12 protein-coding genes and 2 pseudogenes are annotated in these 16,194 nt (G+C 57.8%); 10 read left to right on the top strand and 4 right to left on the bottom strand.

Annotated elements, in window-relative coordinates; translation table 11 throughout:
• Window position 1 precedes the first annotated feature (1 nt).
• The 3 genes from F3J19_RS02320 (at window position 2) to F3J19_RS02310 (ending at window position 3,420) form a co-directional block, all read left to right on the top strand.
• Window positions 2–1,402, top strand: a complete 1,401-nt coding sequence (locus tag F3J19_RS02320; protein WP_167037067.1) for a phosphatase PAP2 family protein — start codon at window positions 2–4, stop codon at window positions 1,400–1,402.
• On the top strand, window positions 1,402–1,854 hold the full coding sequence (locus F3J19_RS02315; protein ID WP_167037064.1) for a hypothetical protein: 453 nt from the start codon (window positions 1,402–1,404) through the stop codon (window positions 1,852–1,854). Before F3J19_RS02320 ends, F3J19_RS02315 begins: the two co-directional genes overlap by 1 nt.
• Before the next feature lie 648 nt (window positions 1,855–2,502).
• The gene (locus tag F3J19_RS02310; RefSeq protein WP_240158664.1) at window positions 2,503–3,420 is read left to right on the top strand and encodes an alpha/beta hydrolase; all 918 of its coding nucleotides are present in this window, start codon (window positions 2,503–2,505) and stop codon (window positions 3,418–3,420) included.
• 333 nt (window positions 3,421–3,753) lie between these two features.
• Here F3J19_RS02310 and F3J19_RS02305 read toward each other — a convergent pair whose 3' ends face one another.
• On the bottom strand, window positions 3,754–5,022 hold the full coding sequence (locus F3J19_RS02305) for a hypothetical protein (RefSeq protein WP_167037061.1): 1,269 nt from the start codon (window positions 5,020–5,022) through the stop codon (window positions 3,754–3,756).
• Between the two features lie 545 nt (window positions 5,023–5,567).
• Between F3J19_RS02305 and F3J19_RS02300 the strand changes: the two genes are divergently transcribed.
• On the top strand, window positions 5,568–6,779 hold the full coding sequence (locus tag F3J19_RS02300) for an NAD(P)/FAD-dependent oxidoreductase (protein WP_167037058.1): 1,212 nt from the start codon (window positions 5,568–5,570) through the stop codon (window positions 6,777–6,779).
• 175 nt (window positions 6,780–6,954) lie between these two features.
• Here F3J19_RS02300 and F3J19_RS02295 read toward each other — a convergent pair whose 3' ends face one another.
• On the bottom strand, window positions 6,955–7,923 hold the full coding sequence (locus F3J19_RS02295) for a LysR family transcriptional regulator (RefSeq protein WP_167037055.1): 969 nt from the start codon (window positions 7,921–7,923) through the stop codon (window positions 6,955–6,957).
• A 137-nt stretch (window positions 7,924–8,060) separates the two neighbouring features.
• Between F3J19_RS02295 and F3J19_RS02290 the strand changes: the two genes are divergently transcribed.
• The 3 genes from F3J19_RS02290 to F3J19_RS02280 all read left to right on the top strand — a co-directional run bounded on the left by F3J19_RS02290 (window position 8,061) and on the right by F3J19_RS02280 (window position 12,616).
• Window positions 8,061–9,608 carry an acetolactate synthase large subunit gene (locus tag F3J19_RS02290; protein ID WP_167037052.1) on the top strand — a complete coding sequence of 516 codons (1,548 nt, stop codon included), beginning with the start codon at window positions 8,061–8,063 and terminating at the stop codon, window positions 9,606–9,608.
• Between the two features lie 389 nt (window positions 9,609–9,997).
• Complete coding sequence (ilvB, locus tag F3J19_RS02285) at window positions 9,998–11,755, top strand: biosynthetic-type acetolactate synthase large subunit (protein ID WP_167037951.1); 1,758 nt, start codon at window positions 9,998–10,000, stop codon at window positions 11,753–11,755.
• A gap of 327 nt (window positions 11,756–12,082) precedes the next feature.
• Window positions 12,083–12,616, top strand: coding sequence for an Lrp/AsnC family transcriptional regulator (locus F3J19_RS02280; RefSeq protein WP_275691485.1), 534 nt, complete (start codon window positions 12,083–12,085; stop codon window positions 12,614–12,616).
• A 327-nt stretch (window positions 12,617–12,943) separates the two neighbouring features.
• Here F3J19_RS02280 and F3J19_RS02275 read toward each other — a convergent pair whose 3' ends face one another.
• A complete protein-coding gene (locus F3J19_RS02275) occupies window positions 12,944–14,098 on the bottom strand; it encodes a hypothetical protein (RefSeq protein WP_167037050.1) in 1,155 nt (384 codons plus the stop codon).
• A gap of 102 nt (window positions 14,099–14,200) precedes the next feature.
• Between F3J19_RS02275 and F3J19_RS32360 the strand changes: the two genes are divergently transcribed.
• Window positions 14,201–14,407: a hypothetical protein gene (locus F3J19_RS32360; RefSeq protein WP_205192497.1), complete on the top strand. Its 207-nt coding sequence runs from the start codon at window positions 14,201–14,203 to the stop codon at window positions 14,405–14,407.
• 83 nt (window positions 14,408–14,490) lie between these two features.
• A pseudogene (locus tag F3J19_RS32355) lies at window positions 14,491–14,772 on the top strand (GTP-binding protein); the annotation flags it as partial.
• On the opposite strand, the pseudogene F3J19_RS32350 reads toward F3J19_RS32355, so the two are convergent.
• A pseudogene (locus F3J19_RS32350) lies at window positions 14,740–14,892 on the bottom strand (SET domain-containing protein-lysine N-methyltransferase); the annotation flags it as partial. The pseudogenes F3J19_RS32355 and F3J19_RS32350 sit on opposite strands and share 33 nt — an antisense overlap.
• Window positions 14,893–15,138: 246 nt before the next feature.
• Between F3J19_RS32350 and F3J19_RS02260 the strand changes: the two are divergent.
• The gene (locus F3J19_RS02260) at window positions 15,139–16,059 is read left to right on the top strand and encodes an alpha/beta hydrolase (protein WP_167037044.1); all 921 of its coding nucleotides are present in this window, start codon (window positions 15,139–15,141) and stop codon (window positions 16,057–16,059) included.
• Window positions 16,060–16,194 lie beyond the last annotated feature (135 nt).

Genomic DNA, 16,194 nt, shown 5'->3' with positions numbered 1-16,194 from the left:
CATGAGCGAACTCGGCGGCGACGCAAGCGGTCTCGTCGCGCAAGCCAGCCGCCCGCGCGACGCGTCATTCGCGTTGCGCCTCGGCTGGCTGGCGGCGATGGGCGCGGTGTTCTTTTCCACGTACGGTTTCGCGAACTGGCTGGCCGCGCGCCGCGCGTCGGTGCCGACCTTCGCGTTCGGCTGGGAACACGCGATTCCATTCGTACCCTGGACGATCGTGCCGTACTGGTCGATCGACCTGCTGTATGCGCTGTCGTTCTTCTTCTGGACACGCCGCGACGATCTGTTCGATCACGTCAAGCGGCTGCTGACCGTGCAACTGATCTCCGTCGCGTGCTTTATCGCGTGGCCGTTGCGCTTCGGTTTCGAGCGGCCCGACGCGGGCGGCCTGGCCGGCGCGCTGTTCACGCTGCTGATGGGCTTCGACAAGCCGTACAACCAGGCGCCGTCGTTGCATATCGGTCTGCTTGTCGTGCTGTGGGCCGTCTACGCCAGGCATCTGCGCGGCAGGCTTGCGCGTTGCGCGCTACATCTGTGGTTCCTGGCGATCGGCGTGTCGGTGCTGACGACCTATCAGCATCACGCGATCGACGTGCCGACCGGTGCGGCCGTCGGCTGCCTCGCGCTGTTCCTGTTTCCTCTGCGCGATGCCGCAGGCCGGCTGCCCGAGGCCGAGGTCCGGCGGCACAGGGCGAGCCGCAAGCTCGCGCGCCGCTATGCGCTTGCGGCAATCCTCGTCGCTGTGATTGCGATGGTCTGTGTGCCGCGTGCGCCGGGCTGGGCCTTGGTCGCGGGGTGGGTTGCGCTGGCGCTCGCCTGTGTCGCATGGATTTATTGGCGCGGCGCGCCGGGTGCGTTCCAGAAGGACGCGCGGGGGCGTTTCCCGGTTTTCATCCGCTGGCTGCTGGCGCCGACGATTGCCGGCGCGTTCGTCAATTCGCGGCTGTGGACATTCCGGCAACCGGCCCCGGTGCGGATCGACGAGCGTGTGTCGATCGGCCGAACGCCGACGACGCGCGAGGCGCGGCGGCGCGGCTTGACAGGACTCGTCGATTTGACGGCCGAGATGCCGGGCTGGGTCGCGGCCGACGCATCGCTCGCGTATGCGGCCGCGCCGCAACTCGATCTCGTCGCCCCGACCGCGCGGCAATTGCAGCAGGCAGTCGCGGCGCTCGAAAGGCTGCATGGCGAAGGCCGCGACGTGCTTGTCTGCTGCGCGCTCGGCTATGGCCGCAGTGTGCTGTGCGCGGCTGCATGGCTCGCGCTGCGGCGCGGTTTGCACGATGCTCGCGACGCGCTGGTGGCGGTGCGCGCCGTTCATTCGCATGCCGTATGGTCGGACGACGGGGTGGCCGTGCTGCAGGACTGGATCGATCTCCGGCGCGCGATGGGGGCGGCGTGATGCGCGACCTGTCCTCGGCGTTCCGGATTGCCGCCGCGCGTGGCGCGCTCGATGCGGGCGTGTGGGCGGTCGCGGCGGCGCTGTGCGCGGCGGGTGCGGGCTGGTGGGTCGCATCGGGATGGCCGCCGGCGGCGACGGTGCGCGTGCTGCTGGCCGTTGTCAGCACGGGGTCGGGGATCGCGGCGCTGTGGTACGCGATACGTATCGGGATCGACCGCCGGTTGTTCGCGGCGTTGGCAGAGCAAACCGCGGTGCCGGACGCGGACCTCGACGCGATCCTGAGAGGATTGGATCACGCCATGCTGGAACTTGGCTGGATCGCTCCGGCGAAGGCAGGCCGTTTGCTGGGAGAGCGGGTGCAAGGCGCGGTCGGGCTGCTGCGGGCGAGTGTGGTTGTGGCTGGCATACAGTGGCTTGCGGTTGGTGTTGCTCTTGTTGCAAAGGGATTCTGATTCGCAGGCAATCCGGCACGAGTACGCGCGTGCGATGCTTGGGTCGCGGCCGGTTTCGTACGTGGTTGCAACGAGACAAACTGTGCATCGTCGCGTGATCGTGTCAACCAGCCGTCGAAACGGCGGTCTCGCGAGAGCATCGTCTGGTAGCAGGTGTCTGGGCCGAGGCGCATGCCTGAACTTTAAAGCAAAGGCGTGCGTATTCTGGTCGGATTCGGACATGAGCATTGATGCGCGGGACCGCACTGCTGGCCAGGGACGACGCATGTCGGACTTTGCCAGGGAGAGGTTTCCATCCTTGAGCCAGACGTTCGAAACGGCGATGTGCCGTTGCTCGTTGGGGGCATGCTCAGGGTCAAGCGCCGCACAGATCAGGGGCCGGTCTACCTGATGCCGCAACCGGTATTACTTCTTTCATCGGCGATCGATGCTGAATGGAGTACTTTCCGTACGCATGCTCTAACCCGCGAATAACTCGAATGCTCCGGCTTTATAGACGTCACGTTTGTCGACGACCGTGCGTGCATGTTTCCTATTTCAATTGCCCGAAAACCGCCACGAAATGACATGTGCGGAATGTGATCTGGTCATCGTCAATGCTGTTATATCGGCAACGTGCGACAATGCGAAATTCGCATGTGATCGCACATGACGGACATGAACGATTCCGGCTTTGGTCTATTTCATTATCTACTTCCAGGTTATATGGAAACTACTTCATATCGAGCGGCTAACGACATTGCAGTGACCGTACGTCGGCCCGACACGCAGACTCCCGCACCCGTCGTCATCTTGTGTCATGGGTTTTGCGGCATCCAGGAGTTGCTGCTTCCAAAATTTGCCGAAGCTTTTGCCCGCGCCGGCTATGCGGCTGTTACGTTCGACTATCGCGGCTTTGGCGCGAGTGGGGGAGAACAGGGCCGGCTTATCCCGGCGATGCAGATTGAGGATATCCGTACTGTTATCGCGTTTGTCAGGGAACTGCCTTATGTCGACGCCGAGCGCGTCGGGCTGTGGGGGACGTCGCTCGGCGGCGGCCATGTGCTTGCCGCAGCCGCAAGTGATCCGTCCATCAAGGCCGTTGTTAGTCAGCTTGGCTTTGCTGACGGCGAACAAGCGACGACTCGCAATATGACCGAAGCCGAAAAGCAGGCATTCGTTGCGACGCTCGAACGGATGCACGAGAAGAAACAGAGCACCGGCAGGGAAATGTTTGTCCCGATTACGAAAGTACTCACAGACCCGCAATCGAAAACATTTTTCGAGGAGAACCGGAAGAACTATCCAGCAATGGATATCAAGATTCCCTTCCTGACCGTTCGTGAGATATTGAACTACAAGCCAAAGGACTATGCCGTGCGCGTTACATGTCCGGTGCTAGTTGTTATCGCCGGCGAAGATGATGTGAATCCGCCGAATCACGGTATCGAGCTTTTTGACGCAGTTGCGGCGACCACGAAGCAGCTTCACGTCGAGCAAACTGCCGGCCACTACGACATGTACGATGGGCAACACTTCGAAAGCAGCGTTGCCAGGCAGATCGACTGGTTTTGCAAGCATGTCTAGTTGAATGGGCCTTTTGCCGAACTCATCAGCCTGGGGTTCGGCGGGTCAAGGCATCGCTATTGCTCTCAGCGCTAGTCCCACCAGCGTCATATTGACGCGCGGAAGGGCATCGATTTGGCCAATAACTTCACCTTGAAGTCAAAGTGTTGGGCCGGAATCCGGCGGAGTTTTTTTGCGGATTCCGGCCGTGTCTCATCGTGATGCCGGAGGTGCGCGACACCGCGCCGTCCTTTGAGCAATTCATTGGCAGGGTGTCGTGCTGCGCGGCCGTGTTTATCACACGCACACGGTAAATCTCTAATCGTGCCTGTCGCAACCAGAACCAGCCCACACTCAGAACAGAATCGTCCGCCCCGATGTCTCGGCTTGCTCATTAATCTCGCGCTTCGCCTTCTCGCTGATTTTCGGATTGTTCCGCAGATCGATGTAGCGAAGTTGCGTGTTCGCTGCCAGCGCACGTGCTCCACGATCGTCGATCATATTGGACGAAAGGGTGACCTTGCTCAGCCCCGACATTCCTGACAGCGCGATGGCGCCGTCGGCCTGAATATTCGCGTGACTCATCGCCAGTACTTTCAGTCGTGGGTTGAGCGATAGCGCGATCGCACAGGCGTCGCTGGATTCCAGCGAATTGCTGACATCAAGCTCCTCCAGCGAGGGATGCTCCGCCAGCATGGCAAATCCATTTTCGTCGAGCTCGCTCTCCGCAAGGCCGAGTTTTCGCAATGCACGGTTCTTCATCAGTTCCTGTACGCCGAGATTACTGATGCTGCAACCGTTCAACAGCAACTCTCGCAGATTCTTATTCTCGGCCAGCGCTGCCGCGCAGTCGTCATCGATACCGTGACTATCGCTAAGATCGAGTTCCACCAGCTGTGGGGCGGCAGCGAGCGCTTTTACGCCGGTCAGGGTAAGGTTTTCGTTGCAAAACATCAGCTTCTGCAACAGAGGGAGCTTCGCAATCTTCATTGCTCCAGCGTCGCCTGAGCGAGTGCCGGATGCATTCAGTTCGCGAATCTTTTTACCCTTGCCCAACAGTTGCCTGAGCCCGATACTGCCGAGAGCAGAATTTTCCTGCACGTCGAGCTTCTCGGCCATGCCGAACGCCGGTAGCGTCCCAAGTTTGGAAAACGGCTTGAGCTTGGTCCACACCGGTGGCTGAATATCCAGGCCACTCGCATCGAGGTGTGTGGTATGCGGATAACGCCCATTGTTCATCGCATCCCGAACGTTTCTGAGGTGCTCGCGGTCTGTGATTCTGCGGCTGTCGGTATAAACCTCGGCAATATCATTGAGTCGACGGTTGGCAAAGCGTATCGCGTCTCGTGTTGCGGAGTCACCGTTCTCGACGATTTCACGAAGCAACTCCACCGGCAGGTTCGGACTTTGCGTCGCCTGGTCTGCACCCACCAGCCTGGTTCGATTAGCCGTCTTCGTATTACCTGTCGGCAGATTGCGAAGACCGGAGAGACTTGCCAGCGGCCCGGACATGGAACGGTCTTTCACTCTGTTTCGGACTGCGTCCTGATTCTCCTGAACGCCGTCCGATGGCGGGGTGCTCCCGCTGGTGGAGGCGATGAATCTCGTTAGCACGCTTTTCATGGCTGTATCCCGATCCCGATGCATTGCACAACGACACTCTAGTGATCCGGCGTAACGCGGTCGTGCACCAGACGAACTTTGTGTTTGATAGACGAAGCAGGCTATCCGGCGCTCAACCTTCGCGGAACCCGATATTTCTAGCTGACCCGAACCGGAGAGGATCAACGCAAAGTGGGTCCGTCATTGCCGGCTCGCGGAGTCTTATGCGACTGTCGTCCAGGCCGAATTGCCGACAGGCTCCGGGGGGGAATTTCGCGGACGTTTGAACGGCATCTGAAGGTTATTCACCTAAAATTTGATGTAATTGAGGTGAAAGACATTTTTGTACCTGTTCAGTGAGAGCGGGATCGTCTGCTCTCTATTTGTAAGGGGCTTCGCGCGGAAGCCCTGGCAAGCCGATCACGGGCAGTTGCATGCCTTAACTGCGACTGATATAGTCTAAGTTAACGGCATGGTAATGAACATGTCGTCCTGATGGCTGGGACCTTTGTGCCATGCGGGTTCTCGGTCACCCGCACCGCAGACTCTTCTCAGGAGCACGACAGATGTCGCAACGCATTCTTGTTATTGGAGCCGGCTTCGCCGGTATGTGGAGCGCGCTGGCTTCGGCCCGCTTGCTCGATCAGGTCGGACGTACCGACGTAGAGATCACGCTGGTCGCGCCCGAGCCTGAACTTCATGTCCGCCCGCGTCTGTATGAGCAAAATCCGCTGGGAATGAAGGCGCCGCTGCAAGAGATTTTCAAAGCCGTCGGCGTCCAGTTCGTTCAGGGCAAAGTGCAGAACATCGACGTTGCCAGGCAAGAGGTCAACGTCATCGGCGTGGGGGCCGACACTTCGCATCACACCATCCGTTATGACCGCCTCGTGCTAGCCGCCGGCAGCCGTCTATTCTGCCCGCCCATTTCCGGCCTGAAAGAACATGCCTTCAACGTCGATCAGATCGCCGACGCGGCTGTGCTTGAAACCCACTTGCACAGTCTGGCCGAGCGTCCGGCCAGCGTGGCTCGCAATACGGTCGTGGTGGCTGGGGCCGGTTTCACGGGAATCGAGACCGCGGCGGAAATGCCCGCGCGTCTGCGTGAAGTCTTGGGCGCGGATGAGGCGGTCACGGTAATCATGGTCGAGCGCAACGCCGAAGTCGGTCCCGATCTGGGCCCCGGTCCGCGTCCGGTAATCATTGAGGCGTTGACCGAACTGGGCGTGACGTGGAAGTTGGGCTCGAGTGTTGCGGCTGTCGACGCCACGGGCGTCACGCTGGAAAACGGCGAACGCATCGATGCCGGCACGGTGATCTGGACCGCCGGAGCGCGAGCCAGCGAACTGACTCAGCAAATCCCCGCCGAACGCGACAACTTCGGTCGCCTGCACGTGGACCGCAACCTGAAGGTCAAGGGCCTGGACGGGGTGTTTGCCACCGGCGACTGCGCCTATGCCGCCACGGACGACGACGGCAATTACGCGAAGATGTCCTGCCAGCACGCCATGAATCTGGGTCGCTCCGCCGGCCACAACGTAGCGGCCGATCTGCTTGGCGAGCCATCGATTCCGTATAGCCAGCCCAAGTACGTGACGTGCCTGGACCTGGGCCCATGGGGAGCGGTGTACACCGAGGGCTGGGAACGTGAGGTCAAACTGGTTGGCGCCGAAGCCAAAGCCCTGAAGACCAAGATCAATACGGAGTGGATCTACCCGCCCAGCGCGGATCGTGCAGAGGCGCTTGCCCTCGCTGATCCCCGCCGCATTGTCGTGGCATAACGGCTCATCCGGAATGAAAAAAGCGATCCGGGTGTGGATCGCTTTTTTCTCTGTGCCTCAGTAAGGCGGCACGGGTCTGGGTTGGTGCCTTGTGTGAGCGACTCTCGGAGAAATAGAGAGCGAAATCGCAATTCTGTGGAGAAGTTCTCCAGAAAAATAGAACGTCGGAGAAAAATTACTGAGTACGGGTTCCGTTTGACTGCATCACCTGGCTCATATGTTCGGCATCCTTTTCAAGCAGGATCGGAATTTCGGTTTTCAGAAGTTCTGCCCACTCCCGGGTCTTTGCGTCGACGAACTTTCTCGATGGAAAGAGTAGATAGATTCCAATCTCAGGCGATTTCCACTGAGGAAGAACGTGTACCAATGTGCCTCTGCGCAGCGCATCCACGATGTTGTGGCTCATGAGCAAAGCGATCCCGAGGCCGTGAATGGCAGCGTGAACAACGGGCTCTGGGAGATCACCAATAATCGGTCCAACAGGATCAATGGTGAATGATTCGCTTCCATTGATAAGCTTCCAGTGAGTGGTGAGCGATGGATTGACCAGGCGCAGGCACGCGTGATTGACGAGGTCTCGCGGATGTTCGGGCACCCCATGAGTCGCCAGATACTTTGGAGAGGCGCACAGGACCGCAGAGATCGTGCCGAGGCGCTGGGCGATCAAGCCCGAGTCGGGCAGATGCTGGGAAAGATAGACGCTAACGTCGATACCTTCCGAGAGCAGGTCCGGCATGTACTGCGAAGTACTGTATTCAATCGACACCAGCGGGTGTCGCGCGGAGTACTTCGTCACCAACGGTACAACATATCGATTTCCGAAGCTTGCCATGCATAGAACGCGCAGGCGCCCCGCCGGCTGAGCCGCAGCGCCCGCAGCCATCTGCTCGGCCTCGGCCAGGAGTTCCATGATCAGCTCTGCCTGTTTGAAGTACTTTTCACCCGCACTGGTAAGCACCAGCTTGCGAGTAGTGCGTTGCAGGAGCTTGGTCTGAAGCCGCGATTCGAGTTCGGTAACCAGTCGCGAGATTTGCGGCGTCGTAACATCCAGTTGCGCTGCAGCCGCCGTAAAGCTTCCGGAATGCACCACGCGAATAAAGGCGTTCATCGCGTGGAAGACGCCGTTTTCCAGATTCTTGCGCATGATACAAAGATGATTGTAGTAGGACTATATTTTTATATCTTACCCCGGTCGATACGATCCGGCCATGACTACGCCGCGACACTTTCGTCGCCCAGCGTAGGCCGTCAGATCCGAGGATAATCAAGGGGTAAGTAGATATGAATGGTGCTGAAAGTCTTTTGCGTTCGCTCATTGCCAGCGGAGTGGATGTTTGCTTTGCTAATCCTGGCACTTCTGAGATGCACTTCGTGGCAGCTCTCGACGCAGTGGAGGGCATGCATCCTGTACTTGGTCTGTACGAGGGCGTGGTGACAGGCGCTGCGGATGGATACGGCCGCATGGCCGGAAAACCGGCGTGCACGCTTCTGCATCTCGGTCCCGGTCTTGCAAATGGCCTGGCAAACTTGCACAACGCGCGTAAGGCGTCGACTCCGATCGTCAATATCGTCGGCGACCATGCAGCGACCCATGCCCGTTATGACGCGCCGCTGTCATCAGACGTGATCGGTTTCGCGAGGCCGGTCTCCCACTGGGTACATTCGTCATCGAGTTCGCGCACGGCCGGTGCCGACGCCGCGCGCGCGGTTCACGCTGCGCGCTCAGGAGCGGGGCAAATTGCGACGCTGATTCTTCCGGCTGATACTGCGTGGGAAGAAGCGGATTTCGTCGCTCCGCCGTTGCCTGCTCCGGTTCGACAATTGGCAACTCAAAACGCAGTGGATCATGCTGCGCGTCTGCTTCGTAACGGAAAGAAGACAGTAATACTGACCAGAGGCGAGGCTCTTCAGGATCGCGGGCTTCGAGCACTTGGCAAGATCGCGGCGCAGACCGGATGCCGAATTATGTGTGACACGTTCTTCCCGCGTCTGCAGCGCGGTGCCGGACGAATTGAGCTCGAACGTCTTCCGTACTTTGCTGAGCAAGTTGTCGACGTTCTTGCTGGTACGGAGCAAATGATTCTCGTTGGAGCGCCACCCCCCGTCAGTTTCTTTGCATATCTGGACAAGCCGAGCTGGCTGACGCCTGCCGGATGCCAGCTTGCGGTACTCGCGCATCCCCACGAGGATGGTCCCGCCTCACTCGAGGCGCTTCTGCATGCCTTGGGCGCGCACAACGAAACAGCACGCGTGCTGGAACGTAAGCCGATCGGCGTCAAGAATGCAAATGTGCTTGATGCGCAGGCGATTATGCAGGCTGTGGCCAAGCATCTGCCGGAAAACGCAATCGTTGCAGACGAGTCACTGTCGTCCGGGTTTATGCACTACGGCGTTACCGCGTCAGCGTTGCCTCACGACTATCTGAATCTGACAGGCGGTGCGATCGGCAGCATGATGGCCGTGTCGACAGGTGCGGGTATAGCGTGCCCTGACCGAAAAGTCGTAACGCTTCAGGGCGACGGCAGCGCGATGTACATCCTCCAGTCGCTTTGGACGCAGGCGCGGGAGAAGGTCGACGTTACTACGGTCATTTACGCAAACCGTGGCTACAAGATTCTCAGCAACGAACTCAAGCGAGTGGGCGCAACGAACGAGGGGGCGCTTGCAGCTTCGATGTTTGATTTGCAAAACCCTTCACTGGATTGGGTGAGGCTCGCAACCGGTATGGGTGTTGAAGCGGTAAGCGTAGATTCACCCCGCGCATTTGAAGATGCATTCGCGGACGCAATGCGGAAACGAGGTCCTCGACTGATCGAGGCGCTGATCTAACGCGGTTCTCGCACTCCCTCTTCCTGGCGGCAGGCTAATGATGTCTGTGTCGGTTACGGCCGGCTTTGCCGCTATCGAAGGACAGACTTGATGTGCGGCTGCGCGAGTGTGCGGCACAAGTGCTAATCCACATACCCAATGAGCAGTGGTTTGTGCTGAAAATGCCGTCCGGGAAGACGAAATTCGGAATTTCTGAGCGCAGCAGCTGCGCTAGGATTACCAGAACTTCCGGATATTTCGTGGCCGCTTCGGCCTTCGGAGGCAGTCGCTTGCGACTGTGCAGATCCGGTCGACTGCTCGCTCGACTCAGGAGAAACCTGTTCGACCAGCAACGCTCAAGTGACGTCGTTTACGTAGGGGAGTACACCTTGAAAATCGCATCAGCAGAAATGGAGTTTATCGAAGAGGCAAGCAAGCCGGAAGGGGAGGAGAGCGTCGTCATTTCGGGCGCGAAAATGGTCGTTCGAGCGCTAGTCGCTGAGGGGGTAGATACAGTGTGGGGATACCCCGGAGGCGCGGTGCTGCCGATCTATGATGCGCTCGAGGAGACGACCGGGATCGACCATCTGCTTGTTAGGCACGAGCAGGCAGCGGTTCATGCCGCGGATGGTTTCTCTCGCGCAACCGGGAGAGTCGGGGTTGCGCTTGTCACGTCCGGTCCGGGGGTGACAAACGCGGTGACTGGAATCGCAACCGCTTACTTCGATTCGATTCCGATTGTCGTTGTCTCCGCAAATGTGCCTACGGACTCAATCGGGCAGGATGCATTCCAGGAGTGTGACACGGTCGGTATCACCCGTTCTATCGTTAAGCATAACTTTCTGGTTCGGGATGTGAATCAGCTTCCGCTGGTGATGAAGAAGGCGTTCTACATCGCGAGAACAGGACGGCCAGGGCCCGTCGTGGTCGACATTCCGAAGGATATCCTGCTGGCGCAAGGGGCGTTTGTCTATCCCGAGTCTGTCTCGATTCGCTCGTATAGGCCGGCTACCGAGGGCCATGCGGCCCAAATTGGGCGGGCGGCTAAGGCCATTGCTTCTGCCCGCAGACCGTACATCTATGTAGGTGGCGGTGCCGTCGCGGCGCAGGCCGAGGCGGAGTTGCGCATACTCTCTGAACTCGTAGACGCGCCTGTAACGACCACGCTCATGGGGCTTGGTGTTTTCCCCGCAACCGACCGGCGCTACGTTGGCATGCCGGGGATGCATGGGACCTACGAGGCAAACATGGCGATGGAGCATTGCGATGTGCTGATCGCATTGGGAACTCGCTTCGACGACCGCGTCATCGGCAATACGGAAGACTTTGCTAAAGGTGAGCGGACGATCATTCATGTGGATATCGACCCGGCGAGTATCGACAAACGAGTCAAGGTTGATGTTCCAATCGTCGGGGACGTGAAGTGTGTCCTGCGCACGCTCAATGAGCTTCTGACCCGGCAGCCGGTAAACCGGACGTCGCGCGATTCATGGTGGAAACAGGTGGAGACGTGGCGTTCGAGGCGTTGTCTTGCCTTTGAACAGGGCCCGAAGATTATCAAACCGCAGTACGTTATAGAGAAACTTTGGGAAGTCACCGGAGGCGACGCGTTTCTGTGCTCGGACGTCGGTCAGCATCAAATGTGGGCCGCGCAGCTTTACGGCTTCGACAAGTCCAGACGCTGGATTAATTCTGGCGGGCTTGGAACCATGGGAGTTGGTCTCCCTTATGCGATGGGTGTGAAGCGAGCCTTCCCGGAGAGCGATGTTGTGGCCGTAACGGGAGATGGATCGATACAGATGTGCATCCAGGAGCTGTCGACCTGCAAGCAATATGGTTTGAACGTAAAGGTAGCCTCTTTGAACAACGGTTACCTTGGAATGGTAAAGCAACTCCAGCACGTGTACTACGAGGGACGGTACGCGCAATCGTATCTTGACGCGCTTCCTGACTTTGTAGCGCTTGCGCGCGCTTACGGCCATGTCGGATTCCGGGTCGAGCGGCCGAGCGACGTCGAACCGGTTTTGCGTGAATCGATGGCTATGAAGGACCGAACCGTCTTTATGGACTTCATTACGGATCCGACCGAGAACGTATGGCCGATGGTGCCAGCGGGAGCGGGATTGTCGGATATGCTCATGGAGTCGGGTGACGTGGTACACGACTGACGCATCCCGGCCAGTCGATAGCGTTGAAAAGTACGTCGATCGCCAGTTGCAGTGCGCCGATCACGCATTTCCCCGGACGCGACGGATTTAGGACTGTCGCGCTTCTCTTTGCTCCCTCGGTAATGTGTGCCTTAGGTATGCCTGAGCCGAATAGCTCACTCCTTCGGAGTTCTGTTAAATCGTCTGCAAGTTTGGACAACGCCAAACACTAGAATGAAATACGCAGGTGAGTGGAAAGTCACTCCTTGCGGCGCTGACACGTTCTTGCAGTCCTTGCCGAACGCAGCTGAAACTCGCAAGCAGACGGACGTGCTGCCTGGATGCGCAATGAACTTCGCCGAATGCCGGCCAGTTTTCGTCCGAATGGTGTCTCATAGGGTGCATATGCAACTTGATGCAATTGATCAGAAGATTCTGGCGGAACTACAGCGCGACGCACGTTTGACTAACGTCGAGTTAGCTGCCCGCGTGAACCTCTCGCCGTCGCCGTGTCTGACTCGTGTTCGAGCGCTAGAGCGTCATGGCGTAATCCGGCAGCGTGTGACGCTGCTCGATCCCGCGAGTCTGGGACTGAATGTGAATGTCTTCATTCATTTAAGCCTGGAAAATCAGCGTCGTGACGGGCTCGATGAATTCGAACGGGCGGTAGTTGCGATACCAAACGTGATGGAATGCTACTTGATGTCCGGAGACGCGGACTACCTCCTGCGTGTGCTGGTCCGGGACACTCAGGCATTGGAGCGCTTGATCATCGATGAGATATCGCGGCTACCTAATATTCGAAACATTCGGTCGAGCTTTGCCTTAAAGCAGGTCATGTATTCGACCGCATTGCCGGTATCGAACCACCAGAGTTTCTAGTCTTTTCTTGAGATCTGCAGCGGAGCCGGAAAGCGTTGCAGTATCGTTTGATAGACTATGGCAGTGGGAATACGATCCTTAAGTCCGCACGGGGGGAGGGCAGGATTTCCGTGTTCAAGGCGGGTTGAGATTCACACGGATGGTTGAAAAAATAGCGGGCGAATCGGTCTCGCAATTGGCACGCGACTATGGCACGGCACGGCAGTCCATCATGCAACTTCGAAACAGGGCCGCTTCAGCCTGACATTCTCCGACTCGCACGCAAGTGTGGGTACGTAGTGCAGCGACTTCGGAAAATGACAGAAACGAGCGCTTTCTGATTTCCTTTTAAACATGAAATTGGGCAGGCAACTGTTCATGAATTGGCAGTTTCTCTCCGGACATCATGCCTTTCATGATTCTTCTTTCCGTCTTATTTGTAGCAATCTGCTTGCTTAAAGAAAGCCTGCTACCGAAGTAAATGCGGCCGTCTCGGTCTACGGCCGCACCATAGCCGCCGCCTGACTCGTGCCCCGCATGGGCAAAGACCACAGTTGCTCCCGCTTTGTCCGCCGCCTTCATGGCACGTTTAGCAGATTCTTCCTCGTTCCTGGCAAGCAGGGTGACCTCCGCTTTCCCGGACGCAGACAGTGATCCGAAGAATTGGTCAAGCGCCTGATCTGTGACGTATCCATCCACATGCGCCATCGCAACGTTCTCCGATTTTCCCAGAGCATTTTTGAAAACGGCAATTAAAATAACGCAAGAAGTAGCGCCTGCCGTGTACAAACCGTTGACGTCGGCTTTCGCACTCGAAAGAAAATGGGCCTCGCCTTGCCCGACAAATTTCGTATTGTGATTCGTGCCGGAATACTTTTCGATAGATGGTAATTTTTCGACACTATGCGTTTGTAGGCGCAGGGTCATTTGCTGGTCATGGGCGGTACGCTCCATCGCAATTTTCACCTGTTCCTGCGAGACGCCTACGGTAGCCAATAGATCTGGACGCAGAAGGCCGGCGGTTACCAAGCGCTGCAATTTATCCGGAGAGACCTGCGGATAGCCGGTGATACTACGAACCCTCTGCCCATCGTCAGACAGGTTGATATTCACCACCTCTTGAGCATGCCCAACATAAGTCCGGATCAGCTTGTATTCAGGCTCGTACCTCGCCTGAACTTGCCCTCCGTCAAACATCGTCCAATCGCTCCTGCCATTTTTGGGTCCCACGAGCGTGCTTGACGCCACTACATCGCTGAGCGGCAGATCAAGTTGTTTCAGGCTTTTTCCTCCGCTGCGAATGGAACTTTGCGTACTCCCGATGCCTGAGGTTCCGGCCCTGCCAATCGGTGAAACCGACACCGGTTTCGGTTTCAACCCGATGAACCGAGTGTCGGGTAACGGCATACCGGATGAGCGGGACGGATTCTCCGTCCTCGGGGTCTCGCTCTCTGGCAGGGGAACCAAACCAGGCATCCTTCCAACCCCGATATTGCCACCCATATTTAACTCCCCATGCCATCGAAAGGCATCATTTAAGCGCACGTTCAAGTAGCAGCCGGCGCAATCCACGACACACAGTCCTAAAAGGCGAAGATTGACTTTTTGGGGATTTCTAACCAGATCAAGGCCAAATCGATTCCCGGCGTGAAGCGTGATTCCGGCTACCAGGCGCAACAGAAGTGGCTCGTCGGCCTGCCTGTCGGCGACACACATCAGGACCAGGTACTGATCGGCGTTGATATGGACGAGCCAGCATGGCGCCAGCGCCGTGACGCCTGTCTGCTAACCGAGGCGGAAGGTACGGCATGAGCCCGCAGCCCGGCGCGGGCGCCAAGGAGAACGCGCAACGGCCGGATTCGGGGACGCTGGATCAACGAAACGGGGAGTGTGCGATGGACATGATACCTGTCACCCTGCTGACGGGGTTTCTCGGCAGCGGCAAGACGACGGTGCTGAACCGGATGGTGCAGCAGCCGGAAATGGCGGATGCACTGGTGCTGATCAACGAGTTCGGTGAGATCGGGCTCGACCACCTGCTCGTCGCGCACAGTCGTGAAGACATCGTGGTCGAGATGAGCAGCGGCTGCCTCTGCTGCACGATTCGCAGCGATCTGGTCCACACGCTCAAGGACACCCTCACGGTCACGTTCCTCGATCGCTTCGCAGTTGGGGGCACAGCGGTGATTGATCCAGCGTGCCGCATTGCCACCGTTGCGCGCATCGATGCAGTAGCGACCGTCGCTCAGGGCAAACAAAAACGTGTGAAACGGATTTTCAGGATGCCGGCGCAGTGCCGCGGCGTGGGTGATCAGCAGCAGGCGAACGCACCAATTCTTTACCTCCGTGATTAGCTGGTGCAAGGAATAAAATGGTTGACTTGCCTGTCTACCAACGATGGGCACTTTTTTCTGTTATAACGAGTGCGCGCTCAAAAACTGGCTTCCGAATGAGATATTTCTGAGCGGTTCAAGGTGAACCATTTATCAGCTGGGAATCTCTCAAGTTGACCACTCTATCGAAAATGCAAGGAACAGCGACACATGAGTACAGCATCGCAGAACACAAGATCTGACAATTTGAAAGACTTGCTAGGTTCGGGCGACCACACCGTCAATCTGAACGGTGTCGATCTCCACTACCGCGTGTGCGGCGAAGGGCCTCTGTTATTTTTGATTTCTCCGGGTTGGGGAGTAGGTAGCGGTTATTTGCAAAGGGGCTTCAACTTCCTGCGAGAGAGATTTCGCTTGGTTTTCATCGACACGCGGGGAAGCGGCCAGTCTGGACGCCCGGCCGATCGCATGAAGATGAGCAGCAACGATATGGCGGATGATCTTGAGGCACTACGCGAGTATCTAGGACTTTCTACTCTTCAACTTTTGGGTCATTCGAACTCCGGAGCCATCGCACTCTCGTACGCTGAAAGGTATAAGAATCACGTCAGCAAACTGGTGCTGATTGACAGTCAAATGCTTGGCTTCAGTTCGGGCAATGATACGCAGGCATTCCTGGAAGCGAGAGCTGAGGACCCCCGGTATAAGACCGCAGTTCAGGCGGCGATCGGACATTTTTCCGGCAAAGCCAAACCCCTTGCGAGCGATGCTGAACTATCAGCGTTTGTCGCAGAGCTTTTGCCGTTATACCTTCAGAGTCCGGAAAAAAATCTTGCGTTAGCTCGGGAACAGTTACTGGTCGAGCAGATCTCGCTTTATGCATTCGAGGCGCAGAACGCAGCAGACAAAGAGGCTGGCAGCGATCAGACAGCCCTGCTTGATCAGGTGCGCGCCCCGACACTGGTTATGGTGGGTAGGCATGACTGGATCTGTCCCGTGCCGGTCGCGGAGCGCTTGCATGCGGGCATTGGCAACGCTCGACTGGTGATGTTCGAGGAAAGTGGCCACATGCCTTGGATCGAGGAACCGGAAAAATTCGCAGCGGAGTTGATACAGTTTTTAGAAGAGTAACGCGGCGCCGATAACTGCCGATCAGGTCAGTTTGCTGCTGTGCGTGCCAATCAATAACCGACCCACATCAGTGATCCGCCCTCAACGACAGGCTGGCAGACTGTGTCCGATTGGAGCATAACCTATCCTGATGTC

Source organism: Burkholderia sp. Ax-1724, from assembly GCF_011752995.1.
In the GTDB taxonomy this organism is placed as follows: domain Bacteria; phylum Pseudomonadota; class Gammaproteobacteria; order Burkholderiales; family Burkholderiaceae; genus Paraburkholderia.
Note: the sequence above shows the minus strand (reverse complement) of the source record. Positions and strands in the feature narration are given on the sequence as shown.